Genomic DNA, 24,333 nt, shown 5'->3' with positions numbered 1-24,333 from the left:
AACGGGGCGACCTTATGGGGCGGGTCGGATAGCGTCATACTCCAGATGGTGTATGGTTGGCGGCGCGGCCTTGACGCGGTCCTAGTTGCGGTGCCGCGAGACCAGGTCGATGATCCGGTCGATGACCAGATCCGGCTGCTGGTAGATCAGGAACGCCGCCGCATCCGGTACGGGTTCGACCTTGATACGCGGGTTCAGGGCCGTGAGCGTGTCGTAATCCCCCGGGTGATAGATGCCGTCCTCGGTCGGGATCAGACAGTGCAGGTCGATGTCCAGATCTGCGAGACCCTGCTCGAAGGTCGTCTGGTAGAGCTGCAGGTCTCGCACGAAGGCTACGTGACCCTGTGTCAGCATGTGCCCGGCGGCATCGCGCAGCAGGGGGGCGAGGTTGGGATCTCGGCAGCACCGCATGTCGATGGGGCAATCCTTGTAGGCCCGCTCGAGGTACCAGTCGACACCATGCTGCTGCATCATGCGATGCCCGAGCTTGGCGATCAGTTCGGCCAGCCAGGGCGCGCTGCCCGCGAGCCTCAGCATCGTGCGCTGCATGGTCGGCAGGCGAGGCACGGCGTGCCGGTTCAGGGTGCCGGTGAAACCGATGGCCATGAGGGCGCTGAACCGCGAGGGGTTCAGCCCTTGCGCGGCCAAAAGCGGGGTGATCCCCTCAGACATTCCGATCCCGACGCAAGGCCCGCCGATTTCATGGTCGAGGAAAGCGCCGAGGGCGGCAAGGTTGTCCGCCTGCGCATCGAGGTCCTGATGCAGGGTGGAATTGCCGTAACCCGGTCGCGACAGGGCATAGAGCTTGATGCCCGCGGCCTTCAAACGGTCCTGCGCCTGCGCCGGAAGAAGGTAGCCGATCGTCAGGCCTCGGAGCAGCACGGCTGGGGTGCCGTCCTCCGCCCCCATCCATGTCCAGGCGATCCGGCGTCCATCGGGCAGGACGATCTGCCGCTCGCGCTCCAACGGATCATGCCAGACCGGGCTTTCGCCGCGTCGTCCCAGAATGTCGCGGCTAGCAACCATGGAGAGCAACCGCATCAGGTCGATGTTCGAGGGGGCCGCAGTCTTGGCCTGAATGGCCTTGATCTGGGTGCGGACGGTCAGGACCGAGACACCGCGCTGCTGCGCGATGCTGCCGATGTCGCGCAGCTGGAAGAACAGGCGGGCGACCTCGGCCTCGGCCTTGCTGAGACCGAAGGCCTGTTGCAGGCGTTGCGTGACCGAGGGACTCCATGCCACTTCGAGAGACCGGATGACCATATAGTCGCCGGTCTGGCCGGGCAGGCGCAGAGTATAGCCCTCGGCCAGGAAGGGGGCCGAATAGCCATCTGAGTCATGCGGATAGATCGTCAGGATCGCCTGCGCGGCGTTACCTTGGCCAATGGCCGTCCGGCGCAAGGCCGCGAAATCTCGCAATGCCTCGACGCCCAGGACGGTTTCGTCGAAGAATGCCCCCTGATGGGTCGAGAATGCCCGCTCTCCCTCGACGTTGGTCGTGGCAATGCGCCCGTCGGGCGAGAGCACGATGGCAGGTCCCGGGATGTCCGAGACCGCGCGCTTCAGCGGATCGTTCTCGGCCGGGATTTCAAGCGTCTCGAGTGTCTTGCGCGCCAGCAAGAGCTGCGACAGCAATTGCCGGGACATGCCCAGCTGGACGTCGGTCTGCCGGTCGAGCTTCTCGCTCCAGTTGGCGATCATCTCTTCGAAGGCAGTCTCATCGACGATGGAGCGATAGGTGCTCGCCACGATCTCCATGTCGATCGGATCCGTCCGATCCTCCTTATCGTCATCCTGCCACGACCCGGCGGAAAACAGGAACCTCTGGTCAGCAAGCGACTTGGAACTGAGTGGGTGTGGCATGGTGGAAACTGAATAAGATTAGGAGCTTTTATTCAGTTTCTCTCAGATAGCGCCGTCAACACAAGCCTGGTAGCGCTGCGTAGATTGTTCTGTGTGTTCGGTCGGTGAGTTTTTGTGGAGGGACAGGGCGGAGAGGCGACAGTTCTTCCGGTGGCTCTCGGGCACAGGGAAATCAATACGGATCTTGGCGCGCCGAATGCGTATACGGCTGCCGTGCTGGAATTCATAAACGCGCAAGGCCTTTCATAATTTTTGGGGTGCCGATCCGTTCAGTAGAATCTCAATCAGATATCATGTCCGTCGTCAGAGTTTTTGGTGGGAGGGAAGCTTTTGCTGATCACAGGGGCAGAATCCAGATCACTTCTGGGAAGCACCCTTTGCCTTTTCAAGCTTCGCCGCGAAATAAATTTTCGAAAGTTTCGGCTGCTTCTGGCATGCGATCAGCTCCCCACCGTGCGCCGGAGAAAACTCCCTATCACCCACGGATTGGCAAATCTGTCCTGATAGGGAAACCCATGCCCGATCTCGACAAGAGGCCACAAGCATGCCGGTGCGATCTTTTCAAAGTTGTGGCTTTAAGGCCACGCACCGCCGGCGCCCTGTGCTTTCCACTCTTAAGAAATCTTGTCGAGGAGTGGATGGGGTTTTTATGTTTGGGGCATGACACAAAACAGCATTCATATCTCGCTTCGGCTCATACGGTTCATATGACGTGAACCCAGCCAATCGCACCTAGGCGGTTGGCTCCGAGACTTGAGAATGAAGAGCGTATCGATGACTGTCGAACTCACCCCAAAATTGCCTGCCCGAGATTTTGCACTCCTTTCGTATGGAACCACCCCTCAAAATTTGTGGAGTGATTCTCTGAAAGAGGACGCGATCAGCCGGGTTAACGCCATGGTGATTCTGGATAATTTCTCGTGTGAAGATGCATTTTCGGCTCATGTCACTTTGCGAACCGGTCAATTGAAATCGCAAGACCTTGGGAAACGCATGCCAGGGAGCGCTGGTTCGCACAAGGTGATGTGTCAGCGAAACATCGAAAACGCTCACAGGTTGCTTTTTCGCAATCTGATGGGTGATGCCTAACGCTAACCAATTGCCAGAAAAAGAAAAAGTCTTTTGTCAGCCAAAATCGGTGGCTACCAAATATTCATCGCCGCAACACAGGAGGCACTGACGATGTAGCAAGAAACGAAAAAGCGATCTGCGCCAACAGACCGCCCTCTCTTGGAAGACCGAAGTCTACCGCTTTCACCCAGAAACCTATCACCCAATCGGGTCGGTTTCAAGGACTCGGATACTTCCAGAACATGACGACCTTCTCTTCCGCGACGCATTTGTCGCCACGGGAAAAGTCTGCCCAACGCCGACCAAGCTGAAACCCAAAAAGGGGCATACAGGCTGGCTTTGAAGGGCAGACCCAGAAGGTCACACGCTTTCCGGCTGATCGGGAAGTGGCAACTGATTTGGAAAGAAAAGACCATGTCCTACCATTTTCGCGATGTGCATCATCATCTTGGCGCACTCCCTGATGAACTTACCGGCATCGTCTTGCCGACACCCTCCCAAGCGGTCCGCGATGTTCCCGCCGCATCTTCCGCACACTGCACGGCACACTCGGTGCTCGGCGATGGGGCGGGTGTTCGGATGCAGCACGAGAGCCATCTGGAAATCAACAGTTTCTACATCCTGAACTCCGTCCGGAATGTCGCCAGCATGCAGGAGCAGGTGATCTTTCACTTTGGATGGGATCGGAAGAAACTGAAGAAGCACATCTTCGACGTGATTGTTACTCTCGTGTCCGGGGAACGCATTGCCTTCGCAGTCAAACCGGAAGTCCGCCTCTATTCGTCGAAGAAGGAAAGCTTCGAGGAACACATGCAGGCCGTCACCTGGTGGGCCTACGAGACGGGTTTCGTGGATGAAGTGCGTATCCTCACCGAAGTCGATGTGGATCCGGTCGACCTGTACAACGCGAAGGTCATGGCTGCAGTGCGTGCCGTGGACATCGACGCCGACGATGCCGCTCAGCACGCTCTCAGCAGTTTGCCGGCCGGCGGAGGCTTGAGCTTGCGCGAGCTTACTTCGGCCATCGGTCTGGGCGCACGGGGGTATCGGGCGCTGATCCGTCTGCTTCGGACAGGTGAAGCGCGACTTCAGGCGAAAGAACGGATCTCGCCGGACGCCGTGATCGTCAATGCCCGGGATGAGAAGTTGATCCAGCATCTGCCGGATCGCCCTGTGCTCGTCGCGGAACCGCAACCGGCTCTGACGGTCGTCTAAGCCTAGCTGAAACACTCAAATTCGCCAGCTGCGCTCAATGCCGCGCGCGGGAACGGCATCCCCTTGCCCGATAACGGGCGCCAACCTTGCCTAAACAGGAGACTTCCCATGTCCAAGCACGAAAAATCCTTCCTCACCTTCAGCCTCGACAAAGATCATGTGTACTGCATGCATGGCGAGAGCTGGGGGTACGCCTACCAGACGAATGGTACGGCCACCTTCTATGCCATTGATGATCCGCACAAGAAGGCGACCTATGACCACGGCACGCTCAACCGGCTGAACGCCAGCGGGGAGATCGAAGTGCGCCCCTATGCGCAACTGCCGGAACATCTGCGCCCCGCTCAGGCGAACACGGTTGATGACGTGTTCATGGCCGGCCTCAGTTTTACGAAGCGCAAGCGTGCCAATCAGCGTGAAGCCATGGTCAAATCCTACTTCGAGCTGAAGGAACGGAAAGTCTTCAAGGTCGATGATGACGAGATCAATCATGCAATGTCGCAAATCCGCGATGGCGCTGAGGCCTATCTGAAAGAAACGCTTCCTAGTCCTGAGCACAGCCTGAAGGTGGCCAAGTACGAACGTGGCGAAGGGCCGAAACCCCGCTCCAAAAGCTCTGTCGTGCTCCCTGACAAAGTCGCCGCCAGCACTCTGCGGAAATGGGCGGCTGCCTACAAACGGGGCGGGAAGAAGGCCCTGATCGACAATCAGGACAAGCGCGGCAACACCAACAGCTACTTCACGATCGAAGAAATGGCCCTGCTCGCCGAGGTTGTGAACAAGGAGTACATGTCCCGTCAGCGCAAGAGCAAGGCAACTGTGCTGGCCGATGTGAAGCTCGCCTTCAAGGAGGAGAATGCACGCCGCGCTGAGGAGGGGGAGGTTAAGCTTCGCACCCCGGGACGCGACGCGGTGAGTAATTTCATCAAATGCCTCGACAAATTTCACGTGATGGTCGCACGGCATGGCCACCAGGAGGCCATGAAAAAAATGCGTCCGGTCAACAAGGGGGTTGAGGTTCTCCGTCCGTTCGAGCGCGTCGAGATGGACGAATGGTATATTGATCTTCTGACGATCCTGACCAAGAGCAAGCTGCTCCTGATGTTCACGCCGGAAGAACGGGTGGCAATGGGCTTGGACGGAACCTTGAAGCGCTGGTGGATGGTCGGGGCGATCGATTGTCGGACCAACTGTCTGGTGGGCTTGGCACTGACGCCGAACCCCAAGACCAGCAGCGCCCTCAAATGTCTGCGTATGGTTGTCAGTGATAAGGGGCAGTTCGCCGACAAAATGGGTGCGCTGTCGCCTTGGTCGATGTTCGGAACTCCGGAAACGCTCTATGTCGACAACGGTGGGGCGTTCAAGTCTCTGCTGTTCACCAATGCCTGCGCGGATCTCGGCATTGCGAAAGTCCAGACCATTGCCGGCCAGCCTTCGATGCGGGGCAAGATCGAACGGGTGTTCGGCACGCTGGCGACGACGTTGCTGCCCCGTCTGTCGGGCCGTACCTTTGGCAGCGTGGTTGAGCGCGGTACTCACCCTTCCGAGAAACTTGCCTGCCATGCCTTGGAAGACCTGATCTATGCCCTCGTGCGCTGGGTTGTCGATGTTTATCACAATACGCCGCAGGAGTCCCTGGGGCTGCGGACGCCGCTTGAGCAGTGGGAAAAGGATCTCGAGGATGGCAACTATCCCTTGATGTCTGCCCCGACCAAGCGGCGCAAACGTCTCGCATTCGGATTGCCCCTGCAGCGTGAGCTGCAAAATGACGGCATCCGCATCCTGAACGTCCGCTACCAGACCGGCGACTTGGCGGCCAAGTATCTGAAGCGTGGCAAGCATCCGGTGAATGTGCGGTGGTTCGAGGAGGATATCGGGACCGTTGAGGTCGAGCTTGATGGTACCTGGTACGCTGTTCCTGCAGCCAGTGACGCCTTCCAAGGGGTCGATGCCTCGACCTGGGTGGCCACGCGCCGCGCACTCCGCTCCCGCGATCAGCAGCGGGTGGAGTGGGAAGAGGATGTGATCGCCCAGACCATTGCCGATATCGAAGCCCTGAACGCCGAGCGCAAAGCCGCCCGCCGCATCATTGACCATGGTTGGGATGAGAAACGTTTCAAGGCTGTCGAGCAGGAAGCCATGGCAAGCTTTGACGTTGTTTCTCCCCGCGAGAAACAGGTTTCGTCTTCGGATGGCCTGGGCCGGACCGTGACGCCGGTGGTGCAGACCAAGCCCAGCTCCGTGAAGGATACGGCCGGAGATTCCGCTGCGCAGGAAGCGTCTGCCGATACCTGGAAGATGCGTGATTGATCCCCAAAGCACCGGAAAACAGGAGAAAAACCATGACTCTTTCGAACAAAGAAATCGCCGCCAAGATGAAATCCCTGCGGAGTGCCCATATCGAGACCGATCGTGACAAGGCCTTCGAGAAGCAGCTGAGCCGCAAGTTCATCCGTGATGAGGACGGAGAACTCACACATCTTCCTGTCCGCTGCACCGGTGGGACGGAAACCGAGGGGATCGCCTTTATCGAGGGATCCGGGGGAGGGAAGACCACGGCTATCGTTGAAGTCCTGAAGAACTTTGCCCCTTTGGCCCACAATCCCCAGACTGGCGCGCCGCGCTATGTCCACTTGAAGGTGGCGGTGCCTGCGACCTTGCGCAGTCTCGGCGTCGACATCCTGAAGAAGATGGGTGTCGACAAGGTCAGCGATCGGGCGCGTGTCTACGACGTGTGGGATATGGTGCGTCATCGCCTGAAGGTCATTGGGGCAACGCTGCTCTGGATCGACGAAGCGCATGACATGTTCAAATCCGCCTCGGGCGCCGAGACAGAAAACATGTTCAAGATGCTGAAAGGGCTGATGCAGGGCGAGCACCCTGTCGTTCTTGTGCTGAGTGGAACTGAACGGCTTGGGTCGATCACGGGCATTGACCCGCAGGTAAATCGCCGGTTCACCAAAATCCGGCCAGCTCCTCTGGCCTTTGGCGTGGACAACGCTCGGATCAAGGGCTTGGTCGGGGCGTATGCCGCGAAGGCCGGGCTGGATGTTGCGATTGATGACGATACCATCAACCGGCTTATCCATGGCAGCCGGTATCGGTTCGGGCGCAGTGTCGTCTGTATCATCGAAGCCATTGAGTGCGCGCTCTACGACGGCGCCTCGACTTTGGAGGTGCATCATTTCGAGGACGCCTGGGGCGTTCGTGAGGGATGCACGATCGAGGCCAACGTCTTCGCCGTGGCTGACTGGATGGCCATCGAACTGGAGGATGAAGGCGAGGAAGTCAGTCAGAGCCCCACAGTCCACAAGAAGGTCAACCGGAAGAAGGTGGCCTGATCATGCATTTGTTGCCCAAGCTCGAAGCTCTCCCCGGGGAAAGCATGACCTCTTACCTGAACCGTGTGGCGCGGTTTCATGGGAATGTGCCCTTGCCTAAGTTTCTGGACATGATCGAGCTGCCCCGGCAAGAGCTCTTGGCGACTTCGTCCGAAACGATTGAACGGGTGTCCCGTTTGACGGGGCTGCAAACCGTGCAGCTCGAGCGCATGACGTTTCTGCTTCATGAGAAAGCGATGCGTCGTATCGGCGGCCATGTTGTTCATACGGAGTTTTTGGATGCCAAAGCGCGTCGGTTTTGTCCGGCCTGCCTGCTCGAAGATCTCGCCCCCGACAGTCCCTCTCTTGGAGTGCCTGTTGGGCGTATTGGATGGCAAATCCATTCGATCCAGACCTGTAGTCGACATGGTCTTCTTTTGGAGCACCGCTCCATTCGGACTTACTCCGACCGCTTCAAAAACTTGCCCGAGTTTTTCGAGAACGAGGCGGAGCTTCATCAGTTGGTGTCGTCTGCGAAGGAGTGCAAGGCTTCGGCTCTGCAAAGCTATGTGTTGAAACGGATCGCTGGGGTGAAAGGCCCGGATTGGCTTGATGCTCAGCCTTTGGATCGTGCTGTCAGAACCTGCGAGTTGCTTGGCATGCTCTTGATCGATCTGCCGCGCGCCGTGCCGGAAAAACTTGCCCCTTCACAGCGTAACCTCGCGGCGGACAAGGGCTATCGTTATGCGTCTGCGGGTGTCATTGGCATGAATGAGGCGTTCCATGTGCTATTCGACCGGTACGTGGAGCGGGAACAGCCGGGGGGAGCGCAAAAAGTCTTTGGGCATTTCTATACCTGGCTGCAGCGGCAGCAGCACAACAGGGATCCTGGGCCTGTTCGCGATCTTCTTCGTGAGTTTGTCCTGGATCATTTCCCTGTCGAGGAGGGGGCAGAATTGCTGGGGGCGCCGGTGGATCGTCAGAGGGTTCACACGACGCGGACTTTGGCGGCAAAGAGCGAGTTCCATTTGAAAACTGTACGCCGGGCCTTGGTCGCCGAAGGACTTGTCGCGGATGCAGAGGGGAACTGGCCCCTTCACCAGGTTTTCGACGCAAAGGCAGGTCAGGCTGTGGTTGAGAAGATGCAAGCATCGATCTCCACAAAGGGTCTGGAAGTATATCTGAACTGCACTCGTGGGCAGGCGGAGCAGTTGACGCGTTCTGGTACGATTCCGAGATTGGTTCCCGTCGGTGAGGCGTGCAGTGGTGTCTTGACGAACGTGGCACGGGAAGATGCCGATGCTTTCCTCACCAGAATTATGGGAAGTGCAGTTGAAGTTGCAATGCCGTCAGAAGGTTTCTTGGATATTTCCGGAGCCGCAGAAGTCTTGCACCGGCCGGCGCTGGATATTGTCGCCACTATCCTTGACGGCCTCCTGACGCGGGTGGAGACTTTCGATCCGCGCAATAAGTTCAAGAGCCTGTACGTCCACCCGGAAGATGTTCGTCGAGCGATGTCCTACAATCCGCCGACTGGCTTCATGACTGTCGACCAGGCTTCTGGCAAGCTGGGGCTTCCGCCTGAAAGCATCTATGCACTGTCCGGGCTTGGTGGTGCAGATGGGAAGCCGTTCTTTTCAGAGCATTTCTTTGACAACTCCGGCAGTGCCAAGCAGCGAATGATTTCAGCCGAAGAGGTGACCGAGTTTTCGAAGCGGTACATCACCTTGAAAGAGTATTCTGAGATGATGGGGATTGACTCGAGGAGCGCCAGTAAAAAGCTCACCACGAAAGGGATCTCGACCATTGCCTCCCGCAGAGCAGTGCTTCGTGCGATCTACGATCGGCAAGAGGTTTTCGAACTTGTAGATTCGTAGTTCCCCTAGAAAGCTGTTGATAATGAGACGAAGCCGCCCAGTTGGGCGGCTTTTTTGTTGGAAGTTGCGAACTATTTTTGGCAGTTTTATACCCACCCGACTGGCGCATTTGCCTGCAGAGCCGCTTAGAAAGTTCAATGAAATCAATGGCCGATTTTGTGGAGTGTCTCTCAATTGGCCGTATTTTCAACGCTTGTGAGACCCGGCATAAAACGGTCATTATTAGCGTTTTTTGACCATTCCGACACAGATCAAATGACCACCGACAACCCGGGTTGTCGGTGGTTTCTTTTTATTTCAACTACTTAAGGTCGTCGTGTCGGTTTGCGCCGACTGACTTTGGCGTGGGCTCGCGGAGTGCCCTGGTGCCGTTGACCTAGCAAACGACATGTTCTCATAACGTTCTCAAGAATCCGGATCCTCTTACTGAAACCCCTGGCAGCCCTGCGCTGCCAAATGTTGGCCGCCAATCGAATGGCGCGCCGGCTCAGAGAGGACATCCAATGCCCCGAATATGGTGCGTCATCGCCTGAAGGTCATTGGGGCAACGCTGCTCTGGATCGACGAAGCGCATGACATGTTCAAATCCGCCTCGGGCGCCGAGACAGAAAACATGTTCAAGATGCTGAAAGGGCTGATGCAGGGCGAGCACCCTGTCGTTCTTGTGCTGAGTGGAACTGAACGGCTTGGGTCGATCACGGGCATTGACCCGCAGGTAAATCGCCGGTTCACCAAAATCCGGCCAGCTCCTCTGGCCTTTGGCGTGGACAACGCTCGGATCAAGGGCTTGGTCGGGGCGTATGCCGCGAAGGCCGGGCTGGATGTTGCGATTGATGACGATACCATCAACCGGCTTATCCATGGCAGCCGGTATCGGTTCGGGCGCAGTGTCGTTTGTATCATCGAAGCCATTGAGTGCGCGCTCTACGACGGCGCCTCGACTCTGGAGGTGCACCCATTGCGCCGCGGGAGGTCGTACTTCGTGCGATCTACGTCCGGCAGGAGGTTCTTGAGTTCGTAGATTCGTAGGTCCCGGCCCCAAGAAACTGTTGATAGTGTGATGAAGCCGCCCGAATGGGCGGCTTTTTTGTTGGAACTTGCGAACTATTTTTGGCAGTTTATACTCACCCGACTGGCGCTTTTGCCTGCAGGGCCGCTTAGAAAGTTCAATGAAATCAATGGCCGATTTTGTGGAGTGTCTCTCAATTGGCCGTATTTTCAGACGCGAGGGTATCAAACGAACCCAAAGCGGGAACTCTTTGGAAGCACTATGCACCTGTATTCCAACGAGTTCGGAAGGCCGCCATAAAGGACAGAAACACAGAGAGAGCAAAACGATTGATCGGGGAGGACGTACCTGATGCAGTGTTCATTTCAGCGTAAACGCCTGATCGGTAAGTGAAATGCCGGAAAAATGGCACGATCATTACGAAGAAAGAATTTGCGCAGACTATCGTTCAGAGAGAAGGAAAAATCGGAAGCACTTGAACTTAACCGCCGCCAGCCCCGACCCTACGGCCCTTTTTGAGGAGAGTGGGCCGGGGCTGGCTCATCGCTCGTCATGCCCCGGTGGGCAATGCTAATTGTGTTGAGCGGCAACGCTATAGCGAAACAAGCGGCAACTTACTAACAATATGCATCTGCTTTCGGACGCCGAAATGCTCGATATAAACGCCGCTCTCCGTCAGGCGAAAATCCGGACAATAGTTCCTCTTTGTGGGATCTGACGTGTCGAATTCATAGTCTGGCTCGTATTCATATTCGACGCCATTTTCGTAGAGCCAATTTGCTATGAGGAGTTCTTCATAACTTTTGACCTTTTCACCCTGTAGCGTCCGCAAATCTTCTTTTTCGAGATTGGTGTATAAGTCATGCTTCTGTTTGAAATCCCATTCAGATTTTTCTTCCAGGCGCGCAGAGCTAAACCAGCCGATGATCGCTTTTGAAGCCTCAGAGATGGTCTTCGCAAGCCGGATCAGAATATCCCGGATCAATGCGAGGAATACTTTGTCGTCCGGTGCGGGTGAAGGTCGACCGGATGCTGAGCTGTGCCGCCGTGGGCGGGCCCTCGACGCTTGCGGCCCAGATGTCGGCTCTCATTGATAAGTATCCGCCCGATGAGTTGATGGTGACGGGGATGATCCACGATCAGGCCGCTGGCATCCGCTCATTCGAGATTGCGGCGGAGGTCATTTGGGGGCTGTGATTGGCCTCCTGAACGTGGTCCGCCGAGTGGGAAGGGCCACCCATAAATGGAGGGGGCTCCCTGCCGCTCGATCCACCCCACAGTGGGGGGCTCCCGTGGTCCGCATGCTTGTTTCGGGGCCGGGGTTCCGAATGGATCATCTTGCCTGAGGCTGGCTGGCCTGTTCAGCCTCGACAATCGTTCGAAACTCTCCAAGGTATTCCCCGCGATTTTGTTCAAGCCAACTGGCGATACGCGGATTGCCCAGGATCTTGCGCAAGTATCCTCGTGCGACAGTGAGGTGAAGGGTGTCGATACCGAAGCTTTCCTCGAATGATCTGACCTGTGCCTGCAGGCTTGCGAGTTCGCGCTCCATCCGGGTCATGTCATCGCGCGATATGCCCTGACCGTCGGAGCGGCCGGGGCGCCGCCTGGGATGAATGAGCTGAGGGTCGGGGGTCGCGGCGAGAAGCGCCTTGGCAAATCCGACCGTGAAATTGTTCTGCCCGATCATCAGCTCTGCTGCCTCGATCTGGCGCAGCGGCACCATCTTGCGCAGGACATCGAAGCTCGCCATCGGACAGGAGGCGGAGTGCAGAAGATCGGCGGCTTCCAGGCAAATCCCTTTGAGGAGACGAGAACGCCGGAGGATCGACTTGATGTCCAGCCCGAGCGCCTCGGCAATGGCGGCTTCGGGCACGCCGCGGGCGATCGCCCGCGTGATCATTTTGTGCTCCTGGATCGGTGGAATGCGATTGATGCGCTTGTTGTAGGTGTAGGTTTCATCGTCGGTGCTGATCAGGCATTCGACGGTCTGCACCCCGAGATCTTTCAGAGCCTCGAGACGCAGAGAGCCGTCGAGCAGGAAAAAGACACCTGCGGCATCCGGGTGTCGCGCTACCACGGGCGCCTCGACCAGACCCACGGCTTTTACGGAGCCAAGGATCTGCTTGTATTTGCTGCTGTCCTTCGTGCCGGGGCGAAGCGTCTTGAGTGAAAGGATCTGGTCGAGGCGCAGCATGATCGGCTCGGTCTCGAAGCCGAGCTTCACGGTTTGAAAATCGGGTTTGTTCCCGCTCATGAGGCCGGTCCCGATTGCAACCTCTCGGCGAGGGCCTTCGGCATGTCGCTCAGCCCTTCTTTCTGCAACAGGTCCGTGAACTCGGCGCCGGACAGAAGGTCGCGCATCGCCTCGACAACGAAGAGAAGACGTGCCTGCGTCACGTCGGATTTACGGACGAGGATACGCTGTCGGTCGGCTTCCCGTTGGTAAAGATTCATCAGGTCGGCTTGGGTGAGCTTTCGCTTGCGCTCTTTTTCGCCGCGTCCGAGGGGATTGGTTTTCAAGGCTTTTCGTTGTGCCGCGCGTTGGTCGAGAATACGGCGGATCTGGGTGAGCTTCTTGCCCTTGAGGTGCCCGGCTTCGTAGGCATCCATCAGCAGGTCTTGCACTTCGTCCCCCTCGGCCCGGGCAATTTCGGCAGCCAGTGTGACCGGAATGACTCCGGTTTCAACGGCGGAGACCAGTCGTTCCTCGCCCTTCTCCAGCAAGGATGAGATCAGATGGACCCAACTGGGCGCGCAGCCGATCTTGTCCGCGATCGCGCTTTCGGAATATCCGCGTTGCCGGAGGCTGCCGATCTCTTGCATGAGGTCGATCGGCCGGTGGTGGCGCCGGGCGATGTTCTCGACCAGGCTCATGACCAGGCAGTCGGTTTCGCTCGCCTCGATGACCACTGCGGGAATGGCCGTCTGGCCCAGCATCTTGAAGGCCTCGAGCCGCCCTTCTCCGCAAACGAGATCGTACCGATCCGGGGCGTGTGGGTCGTGTCGCACGGTCACCGGGCGCTTGAGCCCGATGGCGTCGATATTGTCGACGATCTCCTGATGAATACGCCGGTTTCGCGCACGCGGGTTCATGACCTCGATTTGTGCGACCGGGATCATCTGCAAGCTCTGTGGCCGGGGCCCGTTCATCAGGCGACCTCCCCTAGTCTCTGTCGCGCCGCCAATGTGAAAAGCGGCGCAAGCGTTTCTGATCGGAAAGCGTCCAGCGCAAGGCCGTTGTCTTCCCCGAGGCGGATCTGGCCCATGCCGATGTCGATGAGGGGAAACAGGAAGTAGTCGAGCGGGCGCCTGTTGCGCAGATCCATCCGGATCACGACCGAGATATCGGGCACAAGGCCGGTGTCGAACCGAATTCGCCAGCGCAACGAGCCCGCCGGTGTCTGGGTGCAACGGGCGATCACGAGCGACAGGGACAGTTCCCCGTTGAGGCAAAGACATCCCGAACCGGCCGTGGCGACGCGTCCACCGGCCTTGCGAATGCCGTCCATGACCTCGCCGATGATCTCTGGGTGCATGTCGCGCAAGCGCCTGTTGATCTCGATATAGCGGTAGTCCCGACGGGGGTGATAGCCGACCAGACTGTAAGCACGCAGCAGGCTTCCGAACCGATTGACGTAGGCGCTGCTCGACGGCAGGTCCTCAGCCTCGTTGATGATCAGGCCGGACAGGACACCGTGTCGAGATAAAAGGCGCCCCAGCGCATCGAGCATCGCGCCGTCGGACAAGCCCATGGAACGGGCCGCAATGGCCCGGGTGGCCGCTTCGAACTGGTCAGGGGAGACAAGTGCCGGAAAACTGTTCGGCGCGCGCAGCCAGGTTGCCGGATCGTTGCGCACACGGGTTTTCTTGAGCTTGAACGACACCCGGTTCCAGACATTCGTCCCGATGTATTTTTCGTTGATCAGCACTTGATGAACCGTGCCGCGCGTCCAGGCCCGGCCGAGGTCGGTCAGGATGCCTTGTGCGTTCAGTCCTTCGGCGATCTGCGCCTCAGTTCGGTCCTTTTCGACAAAGTCGCGGTAGATGCCGCGCACGATGGCGACCTCGTCCTCGGGGCCGGGAACGAGGATGACGCGATCGGTTTGCAGACTCTTGTGCTCGCCCCGGGCAAGCACCCCTTTCGGCACGCCATTCTGGTCGATCAGAAGGCGGCGCAGGCCAAATCCAGCGGGGCCGCCTTGTCGAAACCCTTTCTCGATCAGGCGGCACTGGCCCGCAAAGACCTTGTTTGACAGCTCCCGGCTGTATTCGCCGGCCATGGCGCGTTTGACGCTCTTGACGATGGTCGCGACGGGGCCGCCGTCATTCTCGAACGGCTCGACACAGTAATGCACGTCGATCCCGGAACGGCGACAGACATATTCGTAATAGGCGCTCTCGTCGGCGTCCTGGAACCGCCCCCAGCGACTGACGTCATAGACCAGGATCGCCTCGAAATCGGCCTGGCCGGAGGTCACGGTCTCGATCAGCGCCTTGAGCGCGTCGCGGCCCTCGATGCGCAAGCCGCTCTTGCCCTCATCGGCATAGGTCCGCACGATTTCCATGCCGCGGCGCGCGGCATAGTCCTTGATCGCCTCGGTCTGGTTCTCGGTCGAGTATCGTTGGTGGTCGGTGGACATGCGCACATATTCGGCCGCGCGCAGCATGGGCTTGGCCGTCTTGTCATGGTCAGAACATTTCGTCGGTTTCAGCAAACCCGGGTGTCCTCAATATCCGCGTGCACGTCACCAGCCGCTGGCACCGAAGGCGTCAACGAATAGGCCGTTTTCACAAATCTCGTCTGGGGTCGTCGCTATGAGACGGTAGCATAGAACCGACCTTTCGGCGCGTCGCCGCACCACGAAGGGCTGAGATCCGCCGACAGGCTGCAAGGTTCAGTCCCAATTCAATATGTTATCTCGGCGAAACCGTGAGGAAACGGTGATGGAATAGGCCGTTCAAGGCGATGGGGGCATCTCGCCAAGGGGCGCGGAGGGGAAACGCGGTGAACGATTCGATTTGCGGAATTGGTAGAATTTCTTGGCAAAGGGGGATGACCCTTCCCGGCTTCGACTGTCACTTGCGAGGCCACACCCGATCCGAACCACGGTCCATCTCAACGGTCCGTGGTGCATCCATTCGAGGTCCACGATGGCGAAACGCTTCAGCGAACGGTGGCTCGTTTGATATGGCCGGGCGCTCCTCGCCGGATCGTCAGGCCCGTCTTTTGATAACCTCCGGATCACCAGCGTTGAAGCCGGTGTCGCGCGGATGACGACGACACAATCCTTGGTCCGAACGTGAAGGTCGTTTTCTGAAGCTGTGAGTCAATATGCTATGCCGTTGTGATAGGCCATATTGAAAGGAAACAGTTTTTCCGTCTTGGAGCGGTCATGTCGCGGGGGTGCTACATAACCAGCCGGGGCAGTTCCATATAGTCCGAGAACATTGCCAAGGCCCCCAGCGTCTCTGCGGGGGCTTGTCTGTATCCTTCGGTGAACAGCAGGAAGGGCACTCCGGCGTTCCTGGCGGCGGCGGCGTCGATCTCGCTGTCGCCGACGAACAGCATCGGCCCGTCGCCCAGCCGGGCATAGCCCTCGGTCAGCATCAGCGGATCGGGTTTGTGCGTGGCGAGGCTGTCACCACCAATCATCACGTCGAAAAACGGCATGAGCGCGAGGTGATCGAGCACCGCGCGGGCGGCGTTCTCGGGTTTGTTGGTGGCGATGCCAAGGCGATGACCGGTGGCTTTGAGCGTCGAGAGCGCGTCGATCACACCCGGATAGGGCTGGGTCAGGTGCACGGCTTCGGTGTAAAGCCCGAGAAAAGTCTGGTGCAGACGATCCTGTTCGCTGTCGGGGATGCCGCGCGCGGCGCGCAGACGCTCGATCAGCACTTTTGCGCCACTGCCGACGAAACTGCGCACCTCGGCGAGAGACACAGTGGGTTTGCCCTCCTGATCCAGCAGCCTGTTGGCCATGGCGTGGATGTCGGGCACGCTGTCGATCAGCGTGCCGTCAAGGTCGAAGAGAATGCGGGTCATGGGGGCCTCTGGGCGTGCTCCGGGGGATGGTTTGTGCCGTGTCATTCTCGGGGCTTGGCACGGGATTGTCCATCGGACACACGCGCGCAGGTCAGACGGTCAGCACTCAGACAGTCAGCACGATGCGCCGCCCTTCCGCCTCGATCACCTGCACCTCGGTGTCGTAGAGATCGGAAAGGTTGTCGCGGGTCAGAACCGTGTCGGGCGCGCCTTCGGAATGCAGACGCCCGGCCTTGAGCGCGACCACATGTTCGGCATGGGCGGCGGCAACGGAGAGGTCATGGAGCACCACGACGACGGTCTTGCCCTTGTCCGCCTCTTCGCGGGCGACACGCATGACGGTGCGGGCATGGACAATGTCGAGGTTGTTCAGCGGTTCGTCGAGCAGAAGCACGTCGGTGTCCTGTGCCAGAACCATGGCAATGAGCGCGCGCTGGCGCTGGCCGCCGGAGAGCGTGTCGAGGTACCGGTCGGCGAAGTCTTTCAGATCGAGCCGCGCGATGGCCGTTTCGATCGCTTCGACGTCCGCCGGGCCGGGGCGGCCGTGGCTATGAGGGTAACGCCCGAAACCCACAAGGTCGCGCACGGTGAGGCGCGGGGTGATCTGGCTGTCCTGCCGAAGGATGGCGAGATGCCTGGCGAGGGTCTTGGGTGGGTAGGCGGAGAGCGGTTTGCCATCGAGCAGCACCTCGCCATGTTCGAGCTTGATCAGACGCCCCATCGCGGAGAGAAGCGTCGATTTCCCGGCGCCGTTCGGGCCGACAAGGGCGGTCATTTTGCCCAGAGGCATTTTGACCGTCACGTCGTGCAGGATGGGCGTCTCGGTCAGATGAACGGAGAGCGAGCGGGTTTCGATCATCGGGGCCTCCGATGCAGGATGAGAAAGAGAAAGACCAGCCCGCCCAAGGCTTCGATCACCACGGAGACCGAGGTTTGCAGGCGAAGGGCACGTTCGAACAGGGTCTGGCTTGCGACCAGCACGGTTGCGGCGGTCAGGGCGGAGGCGGGCAAAAGCGCGGCGTGTCGCCAGGTGCCGATCAGGCGATGGGTGAGCGCGGAGACCAGCAGGCCGAAGAAGACGATGGGGCCGACAAGCGCGGTGGAGACGGAGACCAGCAGGGCAATCGCCACCAGAAGACGCTTTGTGGCGCGGTCGTGATCGACACCGAGGTTGATCGCCGCCTCGCGTCCCAATGAGATCACGTCGAGCGCACGGTGCTGGCGCATCAGCCAGAGGAAGACGGCGAGCGTGATGCCGGTGGCGATCCATGTCAGGTCGGCATTGACGGCGTTGAAGCGGGCAAAGCTCGCCTGCTGAACCACCGAGAATTCCGAGGGGTCGATCAGGCGGTTGATCAGGGCTGTGAGGCTTCGGAAAAACACACCGAGGATCAGCCCGGTCAGCACCATACGGCTCAGATCGGCGGCATTGCGCAGCACCGCGCCGAAGAGAAGGAGCGCGGCGGTGAGCATCAGTGCGGTCTCGAGGATGAATTTCAGCGTCGGGTCGAGGGTCGCAAAGCCGAAGCCGCCGAGAAAGAACACCAGCCCGGTTTGCAGCATCAGGTAGAGCGCATCGAATCCCATGATCGAGGGGGTGAGAATGCGGTTGGCCGTGAGCGTTTGGAACACCATGGTCGAGAGCGCGACGGCGGTGGCGATGGTCACCAGCGCCAGAAGCTTCATGCCGCGAAACGGCAGGACGAAATCCCAGTTGCCGCGCGCGCCAAGTGTCATGAAGGCCAAGACGGACAGCGCGAAGAGCAGGCCGAGCAGGAGAAAACGGGTTTTAACCACGGGCGGCTCTCCCGTTCAGAAGCCAAAGGAAAATCGCTGCGCCGAGAACGCCCAGAACCGTGCCGACCGGCACTTCGAACGGATAGCGGATGATGCGGGACAGAATATCGCAGGCCAGGACCAGACCCGCACCGCTGGCGGCCACGACGGGCAGGGTGGCGCGCAGGTTTTCGCCCATGATCCGGGCGACGATGTTGGGCACGACAAGGCCGACGAAAGGAATCATGCCAACGGTGACGACGGTGATCGCGGTGATGATCGAGACGATGGCCAGCCCCAGCGCCATGATCTGGCGATGATCGAGGCCGAGCGATGTGCTGGCCTCTTCGCCCAGCCCCGCGATGGTGAAACGGTCGGCATAGAGATAGGCCGCTAGGGTCAGCGCGCCGCCGAACCAAAGGAATTCGTAACGCCCGAGCATGACGCCGGAAAACTCGCCGGTCATCCAGATGTCGATATATTGCAGCAGGTCGCGTTCATAGGCGAGAAAGGTCGTGAGCGCGCCCAGAATGCCGCCATAGACGATACCGGTGAGCGGCACCATGAGCGGATCGCGCCGCGGGAGGCGGCGGACGATGGCGAGGAAGCCTGCGGTGCCGATCAGAGCGGTGGCAGTCGAGGCGGTCATCTTGAGCCAGATCGCCGCGCCGGGCAGGACAAGCGTGATCGCCACCAGACCGAGAGCGGCGGCCTGACCGGTGCCCGCGGTGGCCGGTTCGACGAAGCGGTTGCGGCTCAGCATCTGCATGATGACACCCGCGACGGCGAGGCCCGCCCCGGCCAGAAGGGCGGCGGCGGTGCGGGGAATGCGGCTGACGAAAAGAAGCCAGAGGTCGCCTCCGCGCAACGACGACACCCCCGTGAGCAAACTCACGAGGGCGAGGACCGCCAGAGTGGCGAGGACGAGGGTCTTGCGGCTCACGAGGCGTCGCCGAACGCCGTTTTGATGATGTCGAGGGTCTCGAGCGTGGATTGGATGCCGCCGCCCGCGATGTAGATGCCGCCAGCGTTCAGATAGACGATATGCCCGGCTTTCGCGGCCTTGGTGTCGGCGATGATCGGGTTGTCGAGCGTCGCCTGCGCGCTTTCGCCCTCGCCGCCAATGGCTGCGACGCGGTCGAGAACCAGAATCCAGTCCGGGTCGGCCTCGCGGATGAATTCGAAGGAGACGGATTCGCCATGCGAGGTATCTGTCAGGCCGGCGACGGCCTCCGGCAGACCGATCTCGCTGTGAATCCAGCCAAACCGCCCGCCCGCGCCATAGGCGGACAGTTTGCCGCCATTGGTCAGGATCAGAAGGGCCGTGCCCTTGTCCCGAACGGCGGCCTCGGTGGCGGCGATCTCGTCGTCGAGCTTGGCGGTCAGGGCTGCGGCCTCGTTCTGCTTGTCGAAGAGCGCGCCATAGGTCGCGAGCCGGGCGCGGGTCTGATCCAGAAGATTGTCGCCCCACATGGTCATGTCGATGGTTGGGGCGAGTTTCGCCAGCGCATCCACCTGGGTTGCGGAGCGCCCGCCCGCGATGATGAGCTCCGGCGCCAGCGCGTTGAGCGCTTCGAAATCCGGTTCGAACAGGGTGCCGATGTCGCTTTGGTACTCGGAAAGATAGGGCAGGAATGTGCTGGAGGTGGCAGAGATGCCCTCGACGCCGAGCGCGTCGAGCATGTCGAGTGCGCCCATGTCGTAGACGGCGACGGTTTTCGGCGCGTGTGGCACGGTGGCAGGGCCGGTCGCGGTGTCGATGGTGACGTCTTCGGCCTGCGCAGCGGTGGCCATGACCGCCAGAAGGGCGGCTTTCAACAAGGTGCGGGACATGCGTTTCTCCTATGTGCGGGACTCAGGGGGCCATTCTTGATTGTTTTCATAGGTTATTGCGCGACAGGGCTGCAACCCGTAATCTGACAGAAAAACTAGGAGAACCTCATGCGCATCCAGATCGGTCGTTTCGAGACGCCGCATGCGTCCAAATATCTGCAACAGCTTTGCAAGCATTTCGCCCATAAGGTGGAGGTCGCCTATACGCCGACCGAGGGGCGTGCAGCGCTTCCGCCGGGACCGGCGACGCTTGAGGCGACCGAAACCGGACTGACGGTGCGGCTCTCGGCCAAGGACGATGCGGGCATGGGGCATGCCCGTGCGATCATCGACCTGCATCTCAAGAAATTCGCCTTCCGTGAGAATTTCGAGGAAATGGCCTGGGAGCCGATCGTCGCCGCAGCGTGACGATTAATCATTTGAAACTAATTGAGAATATGAAAAGGCCGCTTCTGTGGAGTGGCCTTTTATGTAACGCCTACAGAGAGAGCTGAGAGGCCTGCGGCAAAATCCACGGCCCCCCGGTCGGTGGCGGGGTGTTGGTGCGCAAAGCGCAGCCGTAACAGGCCGACAGGCGGTGATCGGTGAAGACCTCCTGCGGCGTACCCTCGGCCTGAACCCGCCCACTGCCGAGGAGGGTGACGCGATCGGCGAACATAGCGGTGAGGTTCAGATCGTGCATCACCGCGATTACCCCGCCACCGCGTTTGGCGTAATCGCGAGCCAGCTCCATCACGGCAAGTTGATGGCCGATGTCGAGTGCGGAAACCGGTTCGTCGAGAATGAGCCAGCGGGGATGGCCGTCGAGAACAGGCTCCCAGATTTGCACCAGAACGCGGGCCAGCTGGGCGCGTTGCCTTTCGCCGCCCGACAGTTCCTGCACCATCCGACCTTCGAAGCCTTCAAGCCCGACGCGGGCCAGCGCGGTGCGGGGCAGGTGTTCCAAACCCTCTGTACGTCCCGTCGCCAGCCCGGCGGTGAGACCGAGGCGCACGAGTTCGAGAACGGTGAAGGGAAAGGCGACGTTGCCGGATTGTGGCAGGACCGCACGACGTTGCGCCAGATCGAGCGGCGAAAGATGCGAGAGCGGCACGCCGTCGAGCGCGACCTCGCCCTCGAACGCCTGTTCGCCGGTGATGGCGCGCAGGAGCGTGGTCTTGCCGGAGCCGTTCGGGCCGACGATGGCGGTGACTTCACCGGGGGCGGCGGCGAAGCTGACCCGATCAAGGATGGTACGGGCGCCGAAGCGGACGGTGGTGTCGGTGGCGGTGATCATCTCAGCTCTCCAGAAGGGCGCGGTTTTTCAACAGAATCCAGAGGAAGAACGGCCCGCCGAGACAGGCGGTGACAATGCCGATGGGCAGTTCGGCGGGGGCGACGGCCACACGCGAGATCATATCGGCGATCAGCAACGTGATAGCCCCGAGAAGCGCGGCATTGGGCAGGAGATTGCGATGTTCCGGCCCTTGGAGAAGGCGCAGCAGATGCGGCACGACGATGCCGATGAAGCCGATGCCGCCGGTGATCGCGACCGAGGCCCCGACCGATCCCGCGACGGAAAGAATCGCGATGCGCTTCATCCGCTGGGTGTCGATGCCCATGTGGCTTGCGACGGCCTCGCCCAAGGCGAGCGCATCGAGGGCGCGGGCGAGGAACGGGGCGGCGAGGAGGGCGAGGGCAATGATCGGCCCGGCGGTCAGGAGCTTGGCCCATGTCGCACCCGCCACCGAGCCCATGCCCCAGAAGGTCAGGTCACGAAGCTGATCGTCGGTCGCCTTGTAGACGATGAAACCGGTCAACGCACCGGTGAGCGCCCCGAGGGCAATGCCCGCGAGGAGCATGGTGGCGACCGAGGTGCGCCCGCCGCGGGTGGCGATCTTGTAGAGCAGGAGGGTGGAGATCCAGCCGCCGAGGAAGGCCGCGATCGGGACGAGATAGGCGCCGACGAGGTTTTGCAACGCGATGGGAAGGAGCCCGCCCAGCACGATGGCCGCTACGGCGCCAAAGCCTGCGCCCGCCGAGACCCCGACAAGGCCGGGATCGGCCAGAGGGTTGCGGAACAGGCCCTGCATGACTGCACCGGCCACAGCCAAGGCTGCGCCGACCAGTGCGCCCGTGAGGACGCGCGGCATGCGGATGTCCCAGACGATGGTCATGTCGCGCAAAGAGGCTTCGCCGATCCCGGCCTTGGCCATGAGCGCGCCGATCACATCGGTGTCGCCCGCAGCGCCCCAGCCGAGGCCCAAAAGCATGGTCAGGGCAAGGAGCGCCATAAGCACGAGGCGCAGAAAACGCGCCTTGTCGCGACGGTCGCCCGCGAGGGGGGCGCTTCGGGTCTCCACGATGGCCATGGGTTACTCCGCCGCAGCCCAGAGCGCGTTGTGCAACTCGGTGGCGAAATGCGCGGTGCGCGGACCGAAGCCGAGAGCGGCAGGGTCGACCTGAACGAAGGCGTGGTTTTGCCCGGCTGGGGTTTGCGACAGGGCGGGCAGGTCGAGAATGTCGCTCTTGTTGGCGTCATGCTCGCTCTGGCCGGTGCTGGCCATCATCAACACCACGTCGGGGGCGGCGGCGATGATCGCCTCGTCGCTCATGATCTTGTAGCCCTGAAACGCGCCGGACATGACGTTTTCTGCCCCCGTGAGCGCGATGATCCCATCCGCGCCGGTGCCGTCGCCCGCCACGTTCAAACGCCCGCCCTGATTGGACAGGATGAACAGCACGCGGGGCGGGGGGCCTGCGGTGTCACGTGCCTGATCAAGGGCTTCGAATTGGGTTTCGATCTCGGCGGCAAAGATGGCAGCTTTCTCGGGCACGCCGAGTGCTTCGCCGACGGTGTGGATTGCCGCAATAACGGAGTCTTCGGTGAACCCGTCCTTGACCGGCACCAAGGGGATAGAGGCGGCGCGGAGCTGGTCGAGCACTTCGGGCGGACCGGCGGTGTCACGGGTGAGGATCAGATCGGGGCCGACGGAAAGCACGCCCTCGGCCGACAGTTGTCGCATATAGCCGACATCGGGCAGGGCCTCGGCCTCAGGCGGAAATTGCGAGGTGGTGTCGCGGGCAACCAGCCGATCACCTTCACCCAGAGCATAGACGATCTCGGTCACCGGGCCGCCGATGGTGACGATGGAGGTCGCTTCCGGGTAGCTCTGCGCATGGGCAGAGAGCGGCAGGAGGAGTGCGGCGCTCAAAAAGAGGGGCTTCATTTACGCCTCCGGCAGATCGGCGAGAATCTGGTGCCATTGGGCCAGATCGTCGTCATTCTCGCGCTGGCCGAAGCACTGGAAGATCAGCCCGCCGTCGGCGTCGAACGCCTCAAGCGAGACTGCGGGGCCGCGCTTCGTCGGCTTGTCGACGACATAAACCTCGGCCAGATGATCGCCCCGCAGATGCAGGTTGAAGCGCGGATCGAGCACGTTGAGCCATGGTCCCATGGGTTTGATCGTGTCGAGCGTGCCCCAGTGGATCTGGATATTGCCGCGATTGCCGACAAACAGGACGACCTTCTGATGTGCGGCGGAAACAGCGTCGAGGAAATCCGCGACGGCCTCGGGCTTGATCTTGCGCACGAAGGGCGCACCGGCGAGGCGGTAGGCGCCGAGGCGGTTCATGCCGAGTTTCGCGGCCAGACGGTTGAACTGATGGGTGTCTGTCATGCGCGCCCATTCCTCGACGAGGATGTCGCGCTTGTCCGCGTTGATCTTTGCGTCCTCCGTGGGCTGGCGCGGTTCGACTGCGATCTCCGGCGACTGGTCCTCGAGCGCCAGCACATCGACAAGCGGTTGCCAGGCATCGTGGTTTGAGCCGTCGCGCAGGAAGATTTTCTGCAAGGCATCGCCCGAGGCGTCGAAGAATTGCAGCGTGCGGCGGATGCCTTTTTCGGTTTCGTTTTCGATGGCGAAGCCGAAGGTCCAGAACTTCGGGAAAATCCGTGTGTCGATCTCCTTGCCGAGCACCATGGAAGCATGCGGGCCGGATTTGTAGGTCTCGAAGGTGCCGACGCGTTCGTGCACACAGGAGGCGTTGCGGGTCAGCGCCATGACCTCGCCCAGAGCGGTGAGGCGGGGCATGACCGCGTCGGGATGGGCGTCAATCCGGGTGACGGTCATGCCCGGCGTCGTCCCGACATGGGCGGCCACCAGTTCGGCTTCGGAAATGCCGAGACTGTCGGCGAGATCGCGGTCGCGCTTGCCGGTGTTGGCGGATTTCGCGGCGCGGATGTCTTCTGCGGTGAGCGGTTTGTTCATGGCGAGGCCTCACGTGATGGGTGGACGCGCGCGGGACACGAAGGACCACCCCGCGCGCTGGCTTGGGTCAGAC

General features: G+C 60.5%; 22 protein-coding genes. 8 read left to right on the top strand and 14 right to left on the bottom strand.

What is annotated here, in order from left to right; genetic code table 11:
- Window positions 1–81: 81 nt before the first annotated feature.
- Entirely contained in the window at window positions 82–1,863 is a 1,782-nt protein-coding gene (locus NH195_RS07695; protein WP_066705226.1) for a bifunctional helix-turn-helix transcriptional regulator/alpha/beta hydrolase, read from the bottom strand.
- A 774-nt stretch (window positions 1,864–2,637) separates the two neighbouring features.
- Here NH195_RS07695 and NH195_RS07685 point away from each other — a divergent pair.
- The 6 genes from NH195_RS07685 to NH195_RS07660 all read left to right on the top strand — a co-directional run bounded on the left by NH195_RS07685 (window position 2,638) and on the right by NH195_RS07660 (window position 10,367).
- Window positions 2,638–2,952 carry a hypothetical protein gene (locus tag NH195_RS07685; RefSeq protein WP_066705224.1) on the top strand — a complete coding sequence of 105 codons (315 nt, stop codon included), beginning with the start codon at window positions 2,638–2,640 and terminating at the stop codon, window positions 2,950–2,952.
- 396 nt (window positions 2,953–3,348) lie between these two features.
- Window positions 3,349–4,149: a hypothetical protein gene (locus NH195_RS07680; protein WP_066705222.1), complete on the top strand. Its 801-nt coding sequence runs from the start codon at window positions 3,349–3,351 to the stop codon at window positions 4,147–4,149.
- Between the two features lie 108 nt (window positions 4,150–4,257).
- Window positions 4,258–6,459 (top strand): DDE-type integrase/transposase/recombinase, encoded by a 2,202-nt coding sequence (locus NH195_RS07675; RefSeq protein WP_066705220.1) that lies wholly within the window; start codon window positions 4,258–4,260, stop codon window positions 6,457–6,459.
- Window positions 6,460–6,491: 32 nt separating this feature from the next.
- Window positions 6,492–7,490: a TniB family NTP-binding protein gene (locus NH195_RS07670; protein ID WP_066705218.1), complete on the top strand. Its 999-nt coding sequence runs from the start codon at window positions 6,492–6,494 to the stop codon at window positions 7,488–7,490.
- Between the two features lie 2 nt (window positions 7,491–7,492).
- On the top strand, window positions 7,493–9,346 hold the full coding sequence (locus NH195_RS07665; RefSeq protein WP_066705216.1) for a TniQ family protein: 1,854 nt from the start codon (window positions 7,493–7,495) through the stop codon (window positions 9,344–9,346).
- Between the two features lie 469 nt (window positions 9,347–9,815).
- Window positions 9,816–10,367: a TniB family NTP-binding protein gene (locus NH195_RS07660; protein ID WP_274377273.1), complete on the top strand. Its 552-nt coding sequence runs from the start codon at window positions 9,816–9,818 to the stop codon at window positions 10,365–10,367.
- Between the two features lie 580 nt (window positions 10,368–10,947).
- Here the strand turns inward: NH195_RS07660 and NH195_RS07655 are convergent.
- Window positions 10,948–11,340 carry a PDDEXK family nuclease gene (locus NH195_RS07655; RefSeq protein ID WP_066705212.1) on the bottom strand — a complete coding sequence of 131 codons (393 nt, stop codon included), beginning with the start codon at window positions 11,338–11,340 and terminating at the stop codon, window positions 10,948–10,950.
- Here NH195_RS07655 and NH195_RS21115 point away from each other — a divergent pair.
- Window positions 11,340–11,552, top strand: coding sequence for a hypothetical protein (locus NH195_RS21115; RefSeq protein WP_155846101.1), 213 nt, complete (start codon window positions 11,340–11,342; stop codon window positions 11,550–11,552). The two genes, NH195_RS07655 and NH195_RS21115, sit on opposite strands and share 1 nt — an antisense overlap.
- Before the next feature lie 136 nt (window positions 11,553–11,688).
- On the opposite strand, the gene NH195_RS07650 is transcribed toward NH195_RS21115, so the two are convergent.
- The 8 genes from NH195_RS07650 to NH195_RS07615 form a co-directional block, all read right to left on the bottom strand.
- On the bottom strand, window positions 11,689–12,612 hold the full coding sequence (locus NH195_RS07650; RefSeq protein ID WP_066705204.1) for a plasmid partitioning protein RepB C-terminal domain-containing protein: 924 nt from the start codon (window positions 12,610–12,612) through the stop codon (window positions 11,689–11,691).
- Window positions 12,609–13,478: a plasmid partitioning protein RepB C-terminal domain-containing protein gene (locus NH195_RS07645; protein WP_238379718.1), complete on the bottom strand. Its 870-nt coding sequence runs from the start codon at window positions 13,476–13,478 to the stop codon at window positions 12,609–12,611. Before NH195_RS07645 ends, NH195_RS07650 begins: the two co-directional genes overlap by 4 nt.
- 29 nt (window positions 13,479–13,507) lie before the next feature.
- On the bottom strand, window positions 13,508–15,025 hold the full coding sequence (locus NH195_RS07640) for a recombinase family protein (RefSeq protein WP_274377272.1): 1,518 nt from the start codon (window positions 15,023–15,025) through the stop codon (window positions 13,508–13,510).
- Window positions 15,026–15,765: 740 nt separating this feature from the next.
- A complete protein-coding gene (gene gph / locus NH195_RS07635; protein WP_066705200.1) occupies window positions 15,766–16,401 on the bottom strand; it encodes a phosphoglycolate phosphatase in 636 nt (211 codons plus the stop codon).
- 106 nt (window positions 16,402–16,507) lie between these two features.
- The gene (locus NH195_RS07630; RefSeq protein ID WP_066705198.1) at window positions 16,508–17,260 is read right to left on the bottom strand and encodes an ATP-binding cassette domain-containing protein; all 753 of its coding nucleotides are present in this window, start codon (window positions 17,258–17,260) and stop codon (window positions 16,508–16,510) included.
- Complete coding sequence (locus NH195_RS07625; RefSeq protein WP_066705196.1) at window positions 17,257–18,198, bottom strand: iron chelate uptake ABC transporter family permease subunit; 942 nt, start codon at window positions 18,196–18,198, stop codon at window positions 17,257–17,259. The genes NH195_RS07630 and NH195_RS07625 overlap by 4 nt, the downstream gene beginning before the upstream one ends.
- Window positions 18,191–19,120, bottom strand: a complete 930-nt coding sequence (locus NH195_RS07620; protein ID WP_066705194.1) for an ABC transporter permease — start codon at window positions 19,118–19,120, stop codon at window positions 18,191–18,193. Before NH195_RS07620 ends, NH195_RS07625 begins: the two co-directional genes overlap by 8 nt.
- Complete coding sequence (locus NH195_RS07615) at window positions 19,117–20,010, bottom strand: siderophore ABC transporter substrate-binding protein (RefSeq protein ID WP_066705192.1); 894 nt, start codon at window positions 20,008–20,010, stop codon at window positions 19,117–19,119. Before NH195_RS07615 ends, NH195_RS07620 begins: the two co-directional genes overlap by 4 nt.
- A gap of 108 nt (window positions 20,011–20,118) precedes the next feature.
- Between NH195_RS07615 and NH195_RS07610 the strand changes: the two genes are divergently transcribed.
- A complete protein-coding gene (locus NH195_RS07610) occupies window positions 20,119–20,418 on the top strand; it encodes a DUF2218 domain-containing protein (RefSeq protein ID WP_066705190.1) in 300 nt (99 codons plus the stop codon).
- A 70-nt stretch (window positions 20,419–20,488) separates the two neighbouring features.
- Here the strand turns inward: NH195_RS07610 and NH195_RS07605 are convergent, their stop codons facing one another.
- From NH195_RS07605 to NH195_RS07590, 4 genes are read right to left on the bottom strand one after another with little or no spacing between them, the layout of a single operon-like run.
- Window positions 20,489–21,286, bottom strand: coding sequence for a heme ABC transporter ATP-binding protein (locus tag NH195_RS07605; RefSeq protein WP_066705188.1), 798 nt, complete (start codon window positions 21,284–21,286; stop codon window positions 20,489–20,491).
- A 1-nt stretch (window position 21,287) separates the two neighbouring features.
- Window positions 21,288–22,361, bottom strand: a complete 1,074-nt coding sequence (locus tag NH195_RS07600) for a FecCD family ABC transporter permease (protein ID WP_066705186.1) — start codon at window positions 22,359–22,361, stop codon at window positions 21,288–21,290.
- Between the two features lie 3 nt (window positions 22,362–22,364).
- Window positions 22,365–23,219 (bottom strand): heme/hemin ABC transporter substrate-binding protein, encoded by an 855-nt coding sequence (locus NH195_RS07595; protein WP_066705184.1) that lies wholly within the window; start codon window positions 23,217–23,219, stop codon window positions 22,365–22,367.
- Entirely contained in the window at window positions 23,220–24,260 is a 1,041-nt protein-coding gene (locus NH195_RS07590; protein WP_066705182.1) for a hemin-degrading factor, read from the bottom strand.
- Window positions 24,261–24,333: the final 73 nt, after the last annotated feature.

This window comes from Celeribacter ethanolicus (genome assembly GCF_001550095.1).
Classification (GTDB): domain Bacteria; phylum Pseudomonadota; class Alphaproteobacteria; order Rhodobacterales; family Rhodobacteraceae; genus Celeribacter; species Celeribacter ethanolicus.
The sequence above is the reverse complement of the archived record's forward strand: the minus strand, read 5'-3'. Positions and strand labels throughout refer to the sequence as shown.